Source organism: Acetobacterium tundrae (genome assembly GCF_008086615.1).
GTDB lineage: Bacteria > Bacillota > Clostridia > Eubacteriales > Eubacteriaceae > Acetobacterium > Acetobacterium tundrae.
This window is the reverse complement of the sequence record NZ_RXYB01000007.1, coordinates 1-19402: the sequence shown is the minus strand read 5'-3', so window position 1 is coordinate 19402 and position 19402 is coordinate 1. Positions and strand designations below refer to the sequence as shown.

Genomic DNA, 19402 nt, shown 5'->3' with positions numbered 1-19402 from the left:
TGGGGAAAGTGTTTATAGGAATGATCATGTTAAATAAAGATACAAAAGAACTGATTGATTATATTAAGACCCTGGTTATTGATGAAAAGTTAAGCGGGATTATTCCAGAACAGTTTATCCAGGATCCGGATTTCCGGGAACTTGATGCAATAATCAAGTCGATTCAAAATTCAGTCAAAGAACTAAAAGAGGCGCAAGAGAATTTGGAACTGGTATTTCAAACGGTTCCGGAGGCCGCTATTTTTATAACCATGGATGAAGGACAAGTGGTTGCCTATAATAAAGTCTTTGCTGATGTTTTCAAGATCAGAGAAGAAGCGCTTATAGACAAAAAAACGAGTGCACCGGATTTGTATTTTGAACTTGATAAAAGAGTGTTTGAAGAATTAAAAGAAAATGGTTTTTGTGATGGACTGAAAATGGAAATTGCTGTAAACAATGAAAATGAAGACGCGATTATTGGATTCGTTTCATCTCGCGTTATTAATATAAAAGGAAAACCGCATGTTTTAATTATAATCAAGGATATATCGGAAAGAAGAAGGCTGGAAGAAGAAATTAAACGGCTTTCGATTACAGATAAACTCACTCAAGTTTATAACCGAATAATAATCGATGAAATTTTGGAAAAGGAACTTGACCGTTCTGAAAGAACAGAGCGACCATTTGCGATAATACTAGTGGATATCGACTCCTTAAAAATGGTGAATGAGACATATGGAAATCAGATTGGCGACACCGTGCTTGTGGAGTATGCAAAGATAATTAAAGAAAATGTAAGGTCAATCGATATAGTGGGAAGATGGAATGGTGAAGAATTCCTGATCCTTCTCCCAGACACAGATAAAAATGGGGCAGAGATATTGGCAGAAAAGTTAAGAGCGATGATGGATGATTTTAATTTTACAAAAGTTGGTAAGTTAACGGCTAGTTTTGGAATAGCCGCATATAAAAATGACCTTTTGCCAGCCAATATTGTGTCCAGAGCCGATTCGGCCCTAAACACAGCTAAAGACAAAGGGAGAAATCAGATAGGGATTTTTTAAGAGGTGATTTGTGGAAAATAGACAGTTGAAACTGTTAGTGATTGATGACAATCAGGATAATATTGTGACATTGAAAGCGATGATCAATAATGCTTTTCCAGATGCGAAAGTATTGATGGCTCTTGATGGACAACAAGGTTTGAAAATTGCAGCGATAGAGGATCCGGATATTGCTTTTTTAGATATCATTATGCCGGAGATGGATGGCTTTGAAGTATGCCGAGAACTAAAATCGAAAACAGATCTTTCAGATATACCGGTAGTTTTTGTTACCACCTCCAGAGGCGATAAAGAAAATCGGATACTGGCATTGGAATGCGGAGCGGAAGGTTTCCTTTATAAGCCAATTGATGAGTATGAGCTTATTTCACAGATCCGGGCAATGGTGAAAATAAAAAATGCAAACGTTCAAAGACGAAATGAAAAGATTAGACTCAGGGCGTTGGTGAGGGAAAAAACTCGGGAATTGGAAGCCGCGCATGAAAAGACGATCAGATTGCTAAGTGATCTGGAAAAGGAAAATGAAGCTAGAAAAAAAAGCGAAAAAGCTTTGATGGAAGCTCAAAATTTAGCACATCTTTGTAATTATGAACATAATATAGCTAATGATAAAATGACTTATTCGGATGAAGCACTCAATATTTTTGGCGTTTCCTCTGAAACCTTGATTGATCATAAAGAAAAATTAGTCAAATATATACATCCCGATGATTTGTCGTATGTGCTTGAGAATATGCAAAAGGCATTAAATAAAAGATTATCGGCAGATTTTATTTTCCGAGCTATCAGGCCGGATTTGGAAGAGCGAATCGTGAATGTACGGGTTATTCCCAAATTAGATGATCATGAAAATCATATCGGTAATTTTGGAACAATTCAAGATATCACACGGATAAAAAAGACAGAAGAGAAAATTCGCTATTTAAGCTACCATGATTATTTAACCGGGTTGTTTAATCGGCGATTTTACGAAGAAGTACTGTCAAAATTAGACAAAGAAGAAAATCTTCCGCTTACTTTGGTGATGGCAGATGTTAACGGTTTAAAAATTATCAATGATTCTTTTGGTCATGCCGTTGGTGATGAACTTCTCAAAAAAGCTTCAAAAGTGATTAAAAATGGTTGCCGAAAAAGTGATGTCGTCGCTAGACTTGGCGGAGATGAGTTTGTGATTATTCTACCTAAAACGGGTCAGAATACGGCAGCAGGGATAATTAAAGAAATAGAAGCATTCGCAGCGAAAGAAAAGGTTAAAGGATTAAAGCTCTCGATTGCGTTTGGCAATTATACAAAAGAGCGAAAAGAAGAAAACATCCAAAAGGTACTTAAAAATGCAGAGGATAATATGTATCAGCATAAGTTGTATGAAAGTTCAAGTAAAAGAAGCAAAACCATTGAAATAATTATGAACACACTTTATGAAAAAAGTGACCGCGAAATGATGCATTCAACGAGAGTGAGTCGAATTTGTGAAAAGATAGGAATAGAAATGAAATTTGACCAGGATGAGATTAATCGGATTAAGACCGCGGGATTAATTCATGATATCGGAAAAATGGGAATAGATGAAAATATTTTAAACAAACAGGGGAAGCTAAATATGGATGAATGGAAGGAAATTAAAAAACATCCTGAAATCGGCTATCGAATATTAAGCTCGGTCAATGAATTTTCAGAAATGGCTGATTATATTCTTGAGCATCATGAAAGATGGGATGGTAAAGGCTATCCCAAAGGTTTAAAGGGGGAGGAGATTTCGCTGCAGGGCAGGATTGTTGCCGTGGCGGATTCTTTTGATGCAATGACCAGCGATCGAACTTATCGAAAAGGATTGAGAAAAGATGAGGCAATTGCTGAGATCAAAAGGTGTGCCGGAAATCAGTTTGACCCTAATATTGCAAGGCTGTTTGTTGAAGTGGTACATTCGGATAAAATGGTACAGTGAGAAAAAATGCAGAGAAAACTTGGGCGTTAAGCATAGAAAAAAATGATGCCTGAAATTTAAATTCCAATGAATTTTAACAAGTGTTTATAATAGCGAAAAAAATTTGAAAAAGGTTAGTGAGTGGATACAATGGGAATAAAGGGAATTGAAACAGTAATTGAAACACTGAAAAAAGGCAATGAAAATTTTACAAAACTAGAGAAGAACCATGGCGATATTTCTAGTTTCGTCAGGACAACAACTTCCCGGGATGGACAAAAACCGGATGCGGTGATTGTTACCTGCTCGGATTCCCGGGTGCCCCCGGAGCATATTTTTTCTGCCGGTATCGGTGAACTTTTTGTAATCAGAACAGCAGGGAACGTCATTGGTGATTTTGAATTAGGAAGCATTGAATATGCAGTCGGACATTTAGGGGTACGTGTTGTTATCGTATTGGGGCATAATCATTGCGGAGCTGTTTCAGCCGCTATGTTCGGACATGGAGAAGGGCATATCCAATCGATAATTGATGAAATAAAACCAGCCCTTAAAGAGGAAGCAGATGTCAGTATCTGTGAGCGGCTTAATATTGAAAACAGCAGGAACCGAATTTTAAGTAGTAAGTTGGTTAATGAACTGGTGGAGGCGGAAAGTGTTAAGGTGTTTGGGGCGAAATATGATATAAGTACCGGAAAGGTCGACTTTTTTTAATTACCCGGTTGGATGAATTTTAAAATTCTGCAGTTCAGGAAAGCAATAATATGGACATGCAATTCTGTAGAATCGTGAGAAAGGAGATTATATGGAAATGAAAAAATCAGTTATAGCTGGGCTGATAACAGCCAGTTTACTGCTATCAGGTTGCGAAAATCAGACGTCTGCAGTACCTAAACCTAGTGACAGCATTCTTAATTCTTTTCAAAAAACCATAGCAGATAAAAACAATGATTTCGGTTTTAATCTCTATCGAGAACTCTCCAGTGACGGTGAAAACATCATGATTTCACCGACCAGTGTCGCCATGGATTTAACTATGGCATATAATGGCGCTCAGGGAGATACAAAAGAAGCGATGGCTGAGGTATTAAAAGTAAAAGGTTATGAGATTGAAGAACTGAACAAGAATAACCAGGCCCTTCTTTATCTGTTAAGCACGGCAGATCCAAAGGTGACACTGAGTATTGCCAATTCCGTCTGGCTGAATCAGGATTTTGAATTCGCTTCTGAATTTACAAATAATGTTGAAGCTTTTTATCATGCCGCTAGTCAGAAGTTGGACTTTAACGATTCCAATGCAGCCAATATCATCAACAAATGGGTTAAGAAAAATACCCAGGGGTTGATTACAGAAATTGTGGAGCCGCCGGTTGATCCTTCAAGTATTCTGTTTCTTATCAATGCCGTTTATTTTAAAGGCGAATGGACCCACCAGTTTGATAAGAATTTGACATCTGACCAAACATTTTTTACCCAAGATGATCAGTCGGTGACGGTGCCCACGATGTATCAGAGTGGCTCTTTCAGCTATTTTAAAGGCCAGAACTTTCAAGCGCTGCGTTTGCCTTATGGGGAGGAAGATCGAATGGCGATGGTTCTCTTCCTGCCGGATGAAGACTCAAGTCTGGAGCAATTCCAGAGCCAGCTTAACAGCGAAAACTGGGCCGGTTGGCTTTCCTCTTTTGAGGAAAAACAGGGGACCCTCATGCTTCCGAAATTTTCAATAGCATACGAAAAGACTTTAAATCAAGCGTTGACAAATTTAGGATTGGGTATCGCTTTTGAAAGTGGTAAGGCAGATTTCTCCGGGATGGCGACCGGTGATTCCAGCCAAAATATTTTCATCAGTGAAGTCAAACATAAAACCTTTCTTCAAGTGGATGAGGCAGGTACAGAAGCAGCAGCGGTAACCTCGACGGGAATGACGGCTACCAGCATGCCGGAGTATGATTTTGAACTGAAATTCAACCGTCCTTTCTTTTATGCCATTCAGGACAGTCAGACCGGGGCGATTGTTTTTATGGGTGCAGTCCAAAATCCCAGCAACTAATAGTCTGTTGTCAGAAAAAAAGCGGTGCCGTCTCAATTGAGTCGGCACCATTCTTTTTTGAAATATTAGCTTAAATATATTAAAAAAAGTTGTAATTTTTTGCATTAAAAAGTAATATTAATGTTAGCAGTTTATTATCTCAACAGTTAAATAGAAAAACATCTGACTAAAGAGATTAAGGACGTTATAAATAAGGACAAAAGAGAGGGAAATATGGGATTTATAGAGATTTTAAAAGCCATCATTCTGGGCATTGTAGAAGGGATAACCGAGTGGTTGCCGATTAGCAGTACCGGACATATGATTTTAGTGGACGAGTTTATAAAACTGAACATGTCGGATTCGTTCATAAAGATGTTCCTATATGTGATTCAATTAGGGGCGATTTTAGCAGTTGTCTATATTTACTGGCACAAATTGGTGCCATTTACATACAAGGACAAAAAGTTGGTGGTAAGGAAAAACATTGCAATACTGTGGTCGAAAATTGTGGTGGCCTGTCTGCCAGGAATCGTGATATATGTATTGCTTAACAAGATCATTGATGAATTGTTCATGAATCCAATAACCGTTTCAGCAATGTTGATTTTTTATGGGATTCTCTTTATTGTGGTTGAGAATTACAACAAAAAACGAAAACCGGAAATCGTCAAATTACCCGAGATTACTTATAAAACTGCATTGTTGATTGGTTTGTTTCAGGCATTATCGATTATACCAGGGACTTCCCGTTCCGGAGTGACAATTATTGGCGGTATGATTCTGGGAACATCCCGAACGATTGCGGCAGAATTTACTTTCTTCATGGCCATTCCGGTTATGTTTGGGATAAGCTTTTTAAAACTCGTTCAGTTCGGATTTGCTTTTACCGGTTGGGAAGTGGTTATTCTGCTGGTCGGAATGGTTACCGCTTTTCTAACGTCAATACTAGCGATTAAGTTCTTAATGAACTATATTAAAAAGAATAACTTCAAGATTTTTGGATGGTACAGAATCGTATTAGGGGTGATTGTGTTAGCCTATTTCTTAATCGCCGGTCAATTATAAACCGGGATTTTCAATTCGCTGCAGGCACTGAAAAAGATTAATATATTAAGGGAGGCAAAAATGATTGAGATTAATCAGGAAAAATGTATTGGCTGTGAAAAATGTGTCGAGGACTGCTTTCCACAGGATATTGTTGTCAAGAATGATAAGGCCGAACCTAAAAATGTCAATTGTATAAAATGTGGGCATTGTATTGCCATTTGTCCGGTCAATGCCGTGAGCATAACGGATTACGACATGACAGAGGTGAAAGAATATGATGCCGAGAGTTTTGCGATAGGCTCAGAAAAGCTGCTCAATTTTATTAAATTCAGACGGGCGGTTCGTCAATTTAAAGATAAACCGGTGGAGAAAAACAAGATCGAACAGATTATTGAAGCCGGCCGTTTTACACCGACGGGAAGCAACCGCCAGCCGGTATCTTATATTGTTGTTCAAGAGGGGCTTCCTGAACTGACAAAGTTGGCTTTGGAAAGCCTGGCTCAGATTGGAAAAGGCTATTTGAAAAACAAAGAGAATGAAACACCATTGGTTTTATTTTATGCGAAGCGATGGATGAAAATGTATGAGGACTATCTGGAAAAACCGGAGCAGCCGACAAGTTTGTTTTTTAAAGCACCTAATGTTATATTGGTTGTTTCCGATTCTCCGATTGATGGAGGTTTGGCGGCATCATCAATGGAATTAATGACTCAGGCCCAGGGCTTGGGAATGTTTTACAGCGGTTTTTTTGTTCGTGCTGCCAACAATAGTGAAAAGATCAGGGCCTTTTTAGGTCTTGAAGACAATGCAAAAAAGATCATCGCCTGTTTGGTTATCGGTTATCCGGGAGTTGAATATCAGCGAACCGTGCCACGTAAAAAACCGGAAATTTCATGGCGATAAAAATGCCGCTGGTTGAATATCGAAATATTGATTTGAAATTTGATGAAAGGACGATTATTTCAGGATTCAATCTTGAAATAAATAAGAATGAAAAAGTCCTTTTATCAGCACCGTCGGGAAGCGGAAAAACGTCCCTGGTTAAAATGCTGTTAGGTTTTGTTATTCCGGATAATGGTGAAATTTTTGTTGATGAAATGAAATTATCCGGGGATACGGTCAATCTTATTCGAAAGAAAATAGCCTATGTGAGTCAAGATGCCGACATCCCAAAAGGAATTGTCGGCGAAGTATTCGATGAAGTATTTAAATTTCAGGCTAATCGTCATTTGAAATACACAAAAGAGCATTTAATAAAGTGGCTTGATGATTTTTTACTGCCATCGGATACAATTGAAAAAGATGTGAATTCCCTTTCCGGTGGTGAACGTCAGCGATTGGCAATCATCATGGGAATTCTGTTGGATCGTGATATTTTGATATTGGATGAAATCACAACGGGGTTGGACTTAGAACTCAAGAAAAAGATTGTGGATATCTTATTGCGCTATGATAAGACGATGCTGATTGTATCACACGATGATGTCTATCATGGCCGGGGGCTAACGGAGGTGTCTTGGTAATGGGCGTTCAGGAAATATCATTTTACACACCTTTTTATTTACTTGTTTTTATGATTCCACTCGTAATAATCAATTACAAGATGCGAATAAACATAAATAAACGCTTTATTTATGCTGTATTTCGGATGACGATTCAATTAGTTTTAGTCGGATTTTTTCTTCAATATATTTTTCTTTTTAATAACCCCTGGGTAAATTCAGCCTACATTCTTTTTATGATTTCAGCAGCTGCTTTGTCAACGGTAAAAACCTGCGGATTAACCTTAAAGAGCCAACTAATCCCTATTTTACTGGGCTTTGGAATTCCCAATATGATCATGATTCTTTTTATTAATCAATTTGTTATTGGACTCAATAACATTTTTGATGCCCAATATTATATTCCTTTAATGGGAATGCTATTGGGTAATAGTTTAAGCGGGAATATCATTGGGATCAATACCTTCTATAATGGATTGAAAAAAAATGAACGAGAATATCATTACCGGTTAGCTTTGTCTGCCAATCAATGGGAAGCAACGCTGCCCTGGTACAAAGAAGCGGTTATAGCTTGTTTAAACCCTACCATTGCGACAACGGAAACGATCGGTTTGGTTTCGCTTCCCGGCATGATGACGGGTCAAATTTTAGGTGGTTCCATGCCGATGACGGCGATTGTTTACCAAATTGTAATTATGGCGGCGATCTTAATCTCTCGATACTTTGGCATTCATTTATCAATTCTTTTAACCCGGAAAAAGGCATTTGATTCATATGATCGTTTAAAAAGCTAGATTATAAGGTGAATATGCAAAAAAATCGCATTATTGAAATAAATAGTTCATTTCATTAGACTCACGATCATGATAGAATGAATAAAAATGGTTATCAAGTAAAATGATGCGAGGTAAGATATGTTCTACAGCGATTTGAATCCGGAAACAGTCATTGAATATATAAAAGCATATACGAACATTTTTCCCGCAGAGGCAATCCTTGATGTCTATGAAATCGGCGGCGAAGAAGAAGACGGGGACGGTTTTGTCAATCACATTTATCGGGTTTGGGATAAAACCGGAAAATCAGTTATTGTAAAGCAGGCTAAGCCCTATATGCGCATTTTTGGAAAAGCGGCAAAACTGACGACAAAACGAAATCAGACCGAAGCGGCAATTATTAAGCTGAGGGCGGCAATCACCCCGGAATATTTGCCGGAAATGTATCATGTCGATCCGCAAAACAATTTATTTGTTTATGAAGATTGCAGTCGCCTGAAAATTATGCGTTTTGAATTAATTAAGGGAAAATCGTTCCCTGAATTCCCCAAAAAAATTGGGGAATATATTGCAAAATCAAATTTTTATACATCGGAAATTTATTTAGATCAGATCGCGCACAAAGCGCTGGAATGTAAGTTCATGAACCCAGAAATGCGACAAATCATGGAAACCGGCCAATTTTTAAAAAGATATCCATCAGACAATGAAAAGCTTGAGAAGATTTCGGAAGTTGACCCCAATCATTTAGCGATGGCTGAATTGTTTTGGGATAAACGGGAAGTCCGGGTGGAATTGTTAAAGCTTCGTGCCATTTACATGAAAAGAAGCGAGTGTTTAGTTCATGGCGACTTGCATACGTCAAATATCATGATTGGCGAAAATGAGATGAAAGTCATCGATATGGAGTATCCTTTTATGGGACCGCTGTCATCGGATACAGGGTATCTTATCGGAAATTTGATTTATGAATATATTGCCTGGTTCCATCATACGGAAGGGACCCGGGAATCTCGAAAAGCCTATCGAAAAGAAATTATGGGTTACATAAGCGCTGTGGTCAATGAATATATCAGGGTCTATTCTGAATGCTGGGATAAAGATGCAAAACCCATCTATCGGGGGTATCCCGAATATCGGGAGGTTGTTCTTAAGAATTACGTTAAAGAAGTATGCGGATTTGCAGGTTGCCAAATTGTCAGTCGGGTCGCAGGGCTGCTTCCTTTACCGGATTTTGATGCGTTAAAAAATCCTTTCAGCCGTAATTGCGCAAGGCGGCTTTCGTTACTTATTGCTGATGCATTAATTATGAGACATGAAGAAGTGAATACGGTTGAGGACATCATCAAAATAATCGAAACAATTACCTATCGTTATTTTGATGTAATGAAGGCCTTAAAAGGACAGGATTTATCTAGAATTCATATAAAATAATAGACTGACGGTGGAGAAATAATCATTAAATAAGCTTGAATAATTTATAAAAAACAACTTTAAATTACTTTTTTTGCAGAAAAAGTATTTAAGGTTGTTTTTTAGGTTGCTTAAGAAATAATTGAACAATTCTGTTTTTTTCGATGATAAAAGGGTAAAAATCACACAAAGAAAGATAGAAATGAAAAAGGAGGTAAAACAATTTAGAAGGCTGAAGGTCGGGATAGGTGATGTAATCGTTTGTAAAGTGTTTTGTTTAGCCAGTAGCCGCAAGACAAAATATGATTAATATTATAAAAATTAATCAATTAGGAGGAAACAAGCATGAAAATGACTAAAATTGCAGGATATTTATTGGCAATCACTGTTCTTATGGTTTCGATGCTATTTATGGGAGCGAGTTGCAGTGCTACTACCGCGAAAGTAAGCAATGCGGTAATGACAACAGGTATTGATGATAGTTATGCCCCCATTGATAATGTGACAGAATTTCCTGTTAATAGCGATGTTTATGTAGCTGCAGAGTTGAAAAATGCACCGAACGATACGAATATTACCTTTGTATGGTATTATGAAGGACAGAAAGTAGATTCCATAACCATTACAAATGGAAATGTTAGCGATGCACCTCTGGCCGGTTATTTGCCGGCAGCACTTGTCACCCAGCCGGGTAACTATTCAGTAGAGATCTATATTGATGAACGTGATACACCGGACACGGTTAATGAATTTGTGGTTAAATAAGAATTTAATGTGAAGAAGGTGATAAAATGGAAAAAAAAGAAATGATCGATAGTATTGCTAAACAATATGCGGCTATTGGAATCGTCCCTGAAATTGGCGGTTCATCAGATATTGCTGTTGATCAGGAATTGTTAGATGTAAAACATCCAACTGGGAAAATAAAAATTCATTATGAAAATGCTGTTTTATTCAATGAAAAAGAAAAAACCATCAATTTTTGGGAATTAACCAAAGAAATTAAGAGTGGCTTTTCATTTGGATTCACAAAGGATAGTTTTTCACAAAACGGATCTACATTATCACGGAAGGTCAAGGCAGTGCAGTATAGTACCGATGGAAAAGCTTACGAATATGACTTTGATATAGGAAAGCTCAATCAAATTATAAAATCTGCAGCCAAAGAAAATGGCTGGAAATTTAAAGTTGTTTTATCAAAAAAGAAAGCTTTATATTAGAAAAGTCTGAAAATACTAATTGGCAAGAGAATAGTCTTTTTTTAAGAGCCGGAACGCAGCATGTAATCGCTGCGTTTTTTTAATTTTATAAAATTAAGATTCGATAATAAATTTTTAGTGAAAATATTTTCACTATTGTTAATAAATAGCACAGGAAGTATAATCACAATTATAAGCAGAATTTGAATAACGAAAAAGAAAAAGGGTAATAATTTGTAAGTTTTTTATTCAGAATGGCTTTTTATATTTAGATAAACAACCAAAATAATGCTTGTTTGAGCAGCTGAAAAAAGAAGGGTGATTATGGAACCTGAAGTATATAATCAATCAAATTTTGCAATTTCAAAAGCGGCCTATTTATACTATATAAAAAATGAGTCCCAGACTGAAATTGCTAAAAAGATGAATATCTCAATAACAACTGTTTCTCGGCTTATCAAAAAAGCCAGAGAAGAAAAAATTGTGGAATTCGTTATCAGAGATCCATATATTGAATGCATGCACCTGGAAGAAGAACTGCTGAATACGTTTGGATTAAAAGATGTGATCATTGCACCGAATGATTTTTTAAATCATGTCGATGATGCGCAAAATACCGCCGAGTCGGTTAAGAAGCTTGTCGCCCTTGAGGGCGCCAGGTATTTGCAGAGAATTATTAGAAAAAATGACGTGTTGGGTATCACCTGGGGCACAACGATGTATTATTTGATCCATTATCTGAATCCTTGCCAAAAAGTGGATGCCGCTTTTGTTACACTTCATGGGAGCATCGCATTTTGCGATTCCGAATTAGATGTCAGAACGCTGGTATCAAGAATGGCCATGGCATTCGGCGGGAGGCAATATTATCTTCTGACAGAAGCATTATTAAGCAGTAAAGCGACTGCTGATTCAATCAGAAATGAAAAAAACACGAAAGTCGTTTTTGATATGTTTGATAAAGTAACGATTTCAATCAATGGGATTGGATCGATGTATCCGAACCTGAGTTCCGTATTAGCCAGCAGAGATTATTTGACCGAAGCAGAGTTGAAAGATCTTCAAAGTGAAAACGTGTACGGCGACATTGCCTTGCGATTTATTAATGACCGCGGAGAGGAATGTGGCGGAGATTTAAGAGACCGAACGATTGCAATTGATTTAGAAAAGTTTAAGAAGATAAACACTAAAATAACCATTTCATCAGGGGAACACAAGGCTCATACAATCCTTTCAGTGCTGAAAGGTAAACTGGTGGATGTTCTGATTATCGACTATGCACTTGGCCGCGAAATTATGAGCCTGTATGCAAAAGAGAAAGAAAAAAAACAGGAAGAATTTTAAAATAGAAAAAATGCTAACCATTGCATTTTTAATAAAAGTAAAGGTGGTAAGAAACGGATGAAGGAGTATATTTTAAGTATTGACCAGGGTACTACCAGCATTAGAGCTATTTTCTTTAATCATGACGGAGATATTGTAAGTGTATTTGCAAAAGAATTTAATCAGTTTTATCCGGCTTCAGGATGGGTAGAACAGGATCCGATGGAGATGTGGGCGGTTACCAGTGAAGTTATCGAGAAAGCAATGAAAAAATCAAACATCAAAGAAGAAGAAATCATTGCGATCGGTATCACAAACCAGCGCGAAACAGCAATTGTATGGGACAAAAAAACCGGAGAACCTGTTTACAATGCCATCGTGTGGCAGGATCGAAGAACTGCAGAATATTGTGATCAGTTAAAAGCAGATGATCCCAAAATTGAAGCAGTCGTTAGAGAAAAAACAGGATTGATGATTGATTCTTATTTTTCCGGAACAAAAGTTAAATGGATACTTGATAATGTTGATGGGGCAAGGGAAAGAGCGGAAAAAGGCGATTTAATCTTTGGAAATGTTGATGCCTGGATTATGTGGAATCTGACCGGTGGGAAGACCCACGCAACAGATTACAGCAATGCTTCCCGAACCTTAATGTTTAACATTCATGATCTCAAGTGGGATGAAGACTTATTGAAGCTCTTGAATGTGCCGGCCAGTATGCTGCCAAAAGTTCAGGAAAGCAGCGGTCATTTTGGCGTAACTGCTAAAATATTTAAACGAGAAATCCCCATTACCGGAGATGCCGGGGATCAGCAGGCGGCAACCTTCGGTCAATGCTGTTTTAAAAAAGGTATGGCCAAATTTACCTACGGAACCGCCGGGGTTATGACCGTGAATATTGGTGAAAAACCTTTCTTGTCAAACAACGGATTGACGACAACAATCGGTTGGGGGATCAATGGGAAGGTGGAATATCTGCTGGAAGCAGTTGCCTTCTCGGCCGGATCGGCCATTCAATGGCTCCGTGATGAGATGGATATGCTTGATGAATCGCCCGATTCTGAATATTTTGCGCTAAAAGCGAAAACAACCAACTGTGGCGTCTATTTTATTCCGGCTTTTACCGGTTTATGCGCGCCATATTGGAATTCCTATGCCAGAGCGACAATATTTGGAATCGAAAGAGGAACGACCAAGAATAATATTATCAGAGCAGTTCTGGAATCCTTAGGGTATCAGACAAGAGATATGTTCGATGCATTCTCGGAAGACTTGGGCGAACGATTGTCCATATTGAAAGTAGATGGTGGTGCCTGTAATAATAATTTGCTGATGCAATTTACTTCTGACATTGTCAACGTTGATATTGAAAGACCTGACAACACGGAGACGACGGCCGCAGGCGCAGCATATTTAGCCGGCTTGGCAGTTGGATTCTGGAAAGACCAGGACGAAATCGTTCGCAAGAGAACAGTAGACACGGTGTTTAAACCAAAAATGGAAGAATCATCCCGGGATGATCTTTATAAGGGTTGGAAACGGGCAATAAGAGCAACCCTTGAATGGTCAAATGACCGGTAGAGCAGATTAATAAATTATTTACTTTGGCAGCGCTGACAAACTTCGGGTAAGTGCTGCCGAAGACTATGAACATTTTTTACAAATAGAATATGGAGGTGACACCATGAAAACAGACGTTTTAATAATTGGTGGTGGTGTAATTGGTGCTTCCATTGCACATCAGCTGGCAAAATATAATATGGATATTATCCTGGTTGAAAAAGCGAGTGATGTGTGTATGGGAACCAGTAAAGCAAATTCCGCTATGATTCATAGTGGCTTTAATATTAAAGGCGATACGTTAAAAGGTAAATTAGCTTTAGAATCAAACAAAGTGATCAAGCAATTGTGCGACGATTTAAGTGTTGGCTATATAAAACCACTGGGCTCAATAACGGTTGGATTTGAAGAATCTGATCTTGAAAGAATGAAGGGAACCTTGGAAAACGGCATAAAAAATGGCATCAAGGGAATGAAACTCTTAAATCAGAAAGAGCTCCATGAAATGGAACCCAATCTGAATCCGGAGGCAAAATATGGCTTGTATGAACCAGAAACAGGAATTATCAATCCTTTCGAATTCACGGTAGCGTTAGCTGAAAATGCAGTGATTAATGGGGCAAAAGTTATATTGGGAACTGAAGTTTTAGATGTTATTGTTGAAGACAAAAAAGTTAAAGGTGTTAAAACAAACAATGGCGATATTGAAGCAAAAGTTATTATCAATGCGGCGGGGTTATATGCCGATAAAATAGCAGGTATGGTAGAAGCTGTTGATTTTGAGATTAAACCCAGAAAAGGGGAGTATTTCTTGTATGATAAAAAATGGAGAAGTGTTTTAAATCATCCAATTTATTCAGCACCAACCAAGGTTTCCAAGGGAATGATTATTGTTCCGACGGTTGATGGTAACCTGCTGGCCGGTTCAAACGCTGAGACTATTGATGATACGACGGATTTGGCAACATCATCAATAGCGTTAAATGGGATTTATGGAAATACGATTTCACATTTATTCCCACAACTTCCAAGAATGGGGGATGTCATTACGACTTTTGCAGGATTGAGAGCAGCCAGTACGAATGAAGACTTTATCATTGAACCGGCCAAAACAGTCGCAGGATTCATTAATGTTGCCGGGATTCAGTCGCCGGGATTAACGTCAGCACCGGCAATCGCGACGATGGTTGAAGGACTGGTGAGAGAAGCAGACCATGACTTGGATTTCGCGCCGCGAACAAACTATGAGAAAGGCAGACAGGCACCAGTGGTTCTGGCTGACCTACCTTATGAAGAAAGAACGGCTTTGATCGAAAAGAATCCTGATTTCGGGGAAATAGTTTGCCGATGCGAATCGATCAGCAAGGGTGAGATAAAAAAGGCAATCCACCGACCAATTCCAGCAACGAATATTGATGCAGTCAAACGTAGGGTCAGAGCGGGCATGGGACGTTGCCAGGGTGGCTTCTGTGGTCCTAAAGTATTGGATATTTTAAGTGAAGAGCTGAATATCTCTCCGCTTGAAGTTACACAAAAGGGAGATAAGTCTTTTGTATTGGCTTCTAGGAATAAGGAATTATCTTTAGAAGAAGGAGACCGAAATTATGAAAAAATTAGCATATGATTTAGTCGTCATTGGCGGCGGCCCGGCCGGGCTGGCATCGGCACTGGAAGCCAAAAGAAATGGCGTTAAAAAAATACTGATCTGTGAGCGAGCGCCATATCTGGGTGGTATTTTAAATCAGTGTATCCATAACGGATTTGGTTTATCATACTTCAAGGAGGAATTGACCGGACCGGAATATGCCGAGCGTTTTATTACGGAAGTGGAAAAAACGGATATCGACGTAAAACTGGGAACGATGGTATTGGAAATACTGGAAGATCAACAGATTATTGCGGTCAACCGAAAAGACGGAATGTTTATCGTCGAAACGAAGGCGGTAATACTCGCAATGGGGTGCCGAGAAAGAACCCGTGGAGCCCTTACAATACCCGGTGAGCGACCTGCCGGCGTGATGACAGCGGGAGCGGCACAAAACTATGTTAATCTGGAAGGATACATTCCGGGAAAAGAAGTCGTGATTTTAGGCTCTGGCGATATCGGATTGATTATGGCAAGACGACTTACCTTAGAAGGGGTCAATGTCAAAGGGGTTCTTGAGGTTATGCCTTATTCAACCGGATTAGTCCGTAACAAAGTGCAGTGTCTTGATGATTTTGGTATTCCCCTCCTCTTAAGTCACACCATCACCGAGATTCATGGCAAAGACCGAGTTGAAGGGGTTACGATTGCAGCGGTTGATGAGAAACTTCAGCCGATCGAAGGAACAGAGCAGTATGTAAGCTGCGATACCCTCTTGCTTTCCGTCGGATTAATACCGGAAAATGAATTGACCAACAAATTAGGCTGTGAAATGGATCGGGTCACCAAAGGGCCGATTGTTAACGAAAAACGGATTACCAATATTCCCTGGGTATTTGCCTGCGGGAATGTACTTCATGTGCATGATCTGGTTGACAATGTTACCCAGGAGGCTGAAATTGCCGGTAAAGCTGCCGCGGCTTTGATCACCGGTAAAATGAATGAAGAAGAAAAGATCGTGGAAGTTACCCATGACAAGAATATTGGTTATGTTTTGCCACAGCATTTTGATGCCTTAAATAATCAGGATAAAGTCGTTAAGTTTTTCCTGCGGGTGAAAAATCCGGATGAAGATATAAAACTGGTCGTAAAAGACAATTCTGAAAAAGTATTAATGAACGTTAAAAAATCAATCGTGGAACCGGGGACAATGATAACTTTCAATCTGCCAAGACAGTTTGTTACCAAAGACACGTCTTCAATTGATATTTCAATTGCCAGGGAACAAGCAGAATAAGGATGGAGGTGAAAAAGCCATGGAAGAAAAAAAGTTGATTTGCATTGGCTGCCCTAAAGGCTGCGGTATAACCATAAAACACACCGGTAAAACAATTAATGAGATTACTGGCTATACTTGTGATAACGGGCTTAAATATGCGAAAACAGAGTTCACTGAACCAAAACGAATTATCACTACAACAGTCAAACTGAATAACGGAGTTTTGCCTTTCGTGCCGGTAAAGACAAGAGAAGCAGTTAATAAAGAAAAAATATTTGAAGTGATGAAAGCCATCACTCAATTAGCGATGGATTCGCCGGTTAAGGTCGGGGATATTGTCATGCCGAACATTGCCGGGACAGGTGTGGATTTAGTTTGCTGCAGAAGTATCAAAAAGGTTTCTTGATTAAGAAAGGAGTCCTGATATGAAGTACTATGTTCGTTTGAGAGACGTTGAAGAAACGCAAAGACCGGATTATACGAGTCGCTATTTAGTCGATGAGAAAAATGGTTGTGTAGCTGGATGCAAAACGGGGATAAGCTGTCATATAAAAACAGCATACCCAAATTCACAGGCGCATGAGGACCAGGAAGGTTTTCTGGTTTTGGAAGGAACCGGATGGGCAAAGGTCGGGGATCAGGAAATTAAGCTTGAACCGGAAACATCATTTATTGTTCCAGCCGGTGTGCAACATGCGATAAAGAGAGACGAAAATTCAGAATCGGTAAAGGTGTTTTGGTTTCATGCGGCAATCTAAAAAAGATTGAATGAAAATATTTTCCATATTGATAATAATTCCAATGCTGATTAGAATGTAGTTAAGGATCCTATTTACGCAATAACCAGTCAGTATTACCAGCAGAAATAGAATAATACAAACCAAATTTAAACACTCAAAAAGTGATGGAGGAAAAAATGAACAGACTGTATAGTAATGTATTGAACAAGCTTTATGAAGGTGCAGATGTTGAAAACTTAATCGTTGCAACTTATTTAGTTGGAGCTGAAAAGGATGAAGACCCAATTTTAAAGGCAGCAAGTATTGCCATTGAACAAACAACCGGCTCATGGGTAGACGTTCCCGGCGAAACCGATGAAATCAGAGAAAAATATGCCGGCAAAACAATCGGCGTATACGAAGTACCTGATTTTGAATTAAAAATGGATCTTGACCAAACGGTGCCTGATGGCGGAATGCGATTCTATATCATGAGAATCGGTTTCCCGGTTGATAACGTTGATGATAATTTACCATTATTCTTTGCGACAGTAACCGGTAATATCACCGCGATGCCGTATCTAAAACTTTTAGATGTTGATTTCCCTAAGAACTTTGTAAAAAAATTCAAAGGACCAAAATTCGGCATTAAGGGAGTCCGAGATCTTTTAGGGGTTTATGACCGACCATTGTTAAATAACATGATTAAGCCATGTACCGGATACACACCGGAAGTCGGAGCAAAATTATTCTTTGAAGCGGCAGTCGGCGGAGTTGATATCATCAAAGATGATGAATTAATCGGTGGCGACCGAGTCTTCAACAAACTTGAAGACCGCGTAAAAATGAATATGGCAGCAGCTGCAAAGGCAGATGCTATTAAAGGCGAAAAAACACTTTATACGGTTAACATCACCGATGAGGTTTCAAGACTAAAAGATAATGCCTTAAGAGCAATCGCCGCCGGTGCCAATGGAATCATGGTTGACGTCTTCGGAATCGGTTTATCGGCACTGAGAGATTTGGCCGAAGATCCCAGAATCAATGTTCCGATTTTAGCACATTGCTGCTTTGGCGGAGCTCAATCAGTAGCTAAATATCAGGGCGTAAGCTCAGTCGTATTGACAAAATTAACCAGAATGTGTGGTGCGGACATCATCTTAATTGAAGCACCATGGGGAAAATTCGACAATGTTGAAAACAAATATATTTCAAGAGTCATCGCCTGCTCAGGCAAATTATACGATATGAACACGTCAGTACCATTTATGGGCGGCGGCGTTATTGAAGGCTTAATCCCGATCATTCTTGATAAAACCGGAAATGACTGCTTACTGGGTGTCGGAGCCGCTATCCACGGTCATCCGCAAGGACCAAGAAAAGGTGCGGTAGCATTTAGACAAGCTATCGATGCCTATATGAACGGACAGGATTTAGAAGAAGCCGGCAGAGAACATGAAGAATTAGGCATTGCCTTAGCTAAATGGGGTGTTTACGGAAAAGGAAACGTTAAGGAAAACTATCTGATCTAACGATGGCTTTTACCCCCTTATTTAGGCCATAATAGACTTACAGATATAATTTGAAGAGAACCAGCAAACTTTATGATATAAAGTTTGCTGGTTCTCTTTTTCAGGTGGTGTTTTTGGAATGATTTAAAGTTCAGCGATTGACATGTTGTCATAGGGTGTTTCCTGATAAACGTAGTAGTTTAACCAGTTGCTGAACAGGAGGTTGGCATGCCCCCGCCACCGCACGACGGGAGGTTGGGTAGGGTCATCATTGGGGTAATAATTTTTGGGAACATTAATCGGTTTCCCTTGGGAAATATCGCGATCGTATTCACCTTTTAGCGTTTCAGGATCATATTCACTATGGCCGGTTACAAAAATCTGGCGTCCTTCATGGGCGATTACAATATAAACACCCACTTCATCAGAAGACGCCATGACTTCTAAATCGGGATGGGCATCAATTGGCTCGCGATCAATACCGGT

19 protein-coding genes are annotated in these 19402 nt (G+C 39.0%); 18 read left to right on the top strand and 1 reads right to left on the bottom strand.

The features are described from left to right. Nucleotides 1–26: 26 nt before the first annotated feature. The 18 genes from FZC40_RS07285 (at nt 27) to FZC40_RS07200 (ending at nt 18937) form a co-directional block, all read left to right on the top strand. Nucleotides 27–1046 (top strand): sensor domain-containing diguanylate cyclase, encoded by a 1020-nt coding sequence (locus FZC40_RS07285; RefSeq protein WP_186843670.1) that lies wholly within the window; start codon nt 27–29, stop codon nt 1044–1046. A gap of 10 nt (nt 1047–1056) precedes the next feature. Further along, complete coding sequence (locus FZC40_RS07280) at nt 1057–2991, top strand: HD domain-containing protein (RefSeq protein WP_148603251.1); 1935 nt, start codon at nt 1057–1059, stop codon at nt 2989–2991. Nucleotides 2992–3120: 129 nt separating this feature from the next. Next, nucleotides 3121–3684 carry a carbonic anhydrase gene (locus FZC40_RS07275; RefSeq protein ID WP_148603250.1) on the top strand — a complete coding sequence of 188 codons (564 nt, stop codon included), beginning with the start codon at nt 3121–3123 and terminating at the stop codon, nt 3682–3684. A 97-nt stretch (nt 3685–3781) separates the two neighbouring features. Beyond that, nucleotides 3782–5020, top strand: a complete 1239-nt coding sequence (locus tag FZC40_RS07270) for a serpin family protein (RefSeq protein WP_186843669.1) — start codon at nt 3782–3784, stop codon at nt 5018–5020. A gap of 213 nt (nt 5021–5233) precedes the next feature. Further along, nucleotides 5234–6067 carry an undecaprenyl-diphosphate phosphatase gene (locus FZC40_RS07265; RefSeq protein ID WP_148603248.1) on the top strand — a complete coding sequence of 278 codons (834 nt, stop codon included), beginning with the start codon at nt 5234–5236 and terminating at the stop codon, nt 6065–6067. Between the two features lie 60 nt (nt 6068–6127). Beyond that, nucleotides 6128–6952: a nitroreductase family protein gene (locus FZC40_RS07260; protein ID WP_148603247.1), complete on the top strand. Its 825-nt coding sequence runs from the start codon at nt 6128–6130 to the stop codon at nt 6950–6952. Then, the gene (locus FZC40_RS07255; RefSeq protein ID WP_148603246.1) at nt 6943–7572 is read left to right on the top strand and encodes an ABC transporter ATP-binding protein; all 630 of its coding nucleotides are present in this window, start codon (nt 6943–6945) and stop codon (nt 7570–7572) included. The genes FZC40_RS07260 and FZC40_RS07255 overlap by 10 nt, the downstream gene beginning before the upstream one ends. Continuing rightward, the gene (locus FZC40_RS07250) at nt 7572–8345 is read left to right on the top strand and encodes an ABC transporter permease (RefSeq protein WP_148603245.1); all 774 of its coding nucleotides are present in this window, start codon (nt 7572–7574) and stop codon (nt 8343–8345) included. Before FZC40_RS07255 ends, FZC40_RS07250 begins: the two co-directional genes overlap by 1 nt. A 120-nt stretch (nt 8346–8465) precedes the next feature. Continuing rightward, a complete protein-coding gene (gene mtnK / locus FZC40_RS07245) occupies nt 8466–9761 on the top strand; it encodes an S-methyl-5-thioribose kinase (protein WP_148603244.1) in 1296 nt (431 codons plus the stop codon). 324 nt (nt 9762–10085) lie between these two features. After that, on the top strand, nt 10086–10505 hold the full coding sequence (locus FZC40_RS07240) for a hypothetical protein (protein WP_148603243.1): 420 nt from the start codon (nt 10086–10088) through the stop codon (nt 10503–10505). 26 nt (nt 10506–10531) lie between these two features. Further along, nucleotides 10532–10960: a hypothetical protein gene (locus FZC40_RS07235; RefSeq protein ID WP_148603242.1), complete on the top strand. Its 429-nt coding sequence runs from the start codon at nt 10532–10534 to the stop codon at nt 10958–10960. A 303-nt stretch (nt 10961–11263) separates the two neighbouring features. After that, nucleotides 11264–12283 carry a sugar-binding transcriptional regulator gene (locus tag FZC40_RS07230; RefSeq protein WP_148603241.1) on the top strand — a complete coding sequence of 340 codons (1020 nt, stop codon included), beginning with the start codon at nt 11264–11266 and terminating at the stop codon, nt 12281–12283. Nucleotides 12284–12340: 57 nt separating this feature from the next. Next, nucleotides 12341–13843, top strand: coding sequence for a glycerol kinase GlpK (gene glpK, locus FZC40_RS07225; RefSeq protein WP_148603240.1), 1503 nt, complete (start codon nt 12341–12343; stop codon nt 13841–13843). 103 nt (nt 13844–13946) lie between these two features. After that, complete coding sequence (locus tag FZC40_RS07220) at nt 13947–15446, top strand: NAD(P)/FAD-dependent oxidoreductase (RefSeq protein WP_148603239.1); 1500 nt, start codon at nt 13947–13949, stop codon at nt 15444–15446. Next, nucleotides 15427–16704 (top strand): NAD(P)/FAD-dependent oxidoreductase, encoded by a 1278-nt coding sequence (locus FZC40_RS07215; RefSeq protein ID WP_148603238.1) that lies wholly within the window; start codon nt 15427–15429, stop codon nt 16702–16704. Before FZC40_RS07220 ends, FZC40_RS07215 begins: the two co-directional genes overlap by 20 nt. 19 nt (nt 16705–16723) lie before the next feature. Further along, nucleotides 16724–17092 (top strand): DUF1667 domain-containing protein, encoded by a 369-nt coding sequence (locus tag FZC40_RS07210; protein ID WP_148603237.1) that lies wholly within the window; start codon nt 16724–16726, stop codon nt 17090–17092. A gap of 19 nt (nt 17093–17111) precedes the next feature. After that, nucleotides 17112–17444 carry a cupin domain-containing protein gene (locus tag FZC40_RS07205; protein ID WP_148603236.1) on the top strand — a complete coding sequence of 111 codons (333 nt, stop codon included), beginning with the start codon at nt 17112–17114 and terminating at the stop codon, nt 17442–17444. A 158-nt stretch (nt 17445–17602) separates the two neighbouring features. After that, nucleotides 17603–18937, top strand: a complete 1335-nt coding sequence (locus tag FZC40_RS07200; RefSeq protein ID WP_243135774.1) for a RuBisCO large subunit C-terminal-like domain-containing protein — start codon at nt 17603–17605, stop codon at nt 18935–18937. Nucleotides 18938–19060: 123 nt separating this feature from the next. On the opposite strand, the gene FZC40_RS07195 is transcribed toward FZC40_RS07200, so the two are convergent. After that, nucleotides 19061–19402 (bottom strand): homoserine O-acetyltransferase/O-succinyltransferase family protein (locus FZC40_RS07195; protein ID WP_187389063.1); only part of this gene is annotated, 342 nt, incomplete at its 5' end.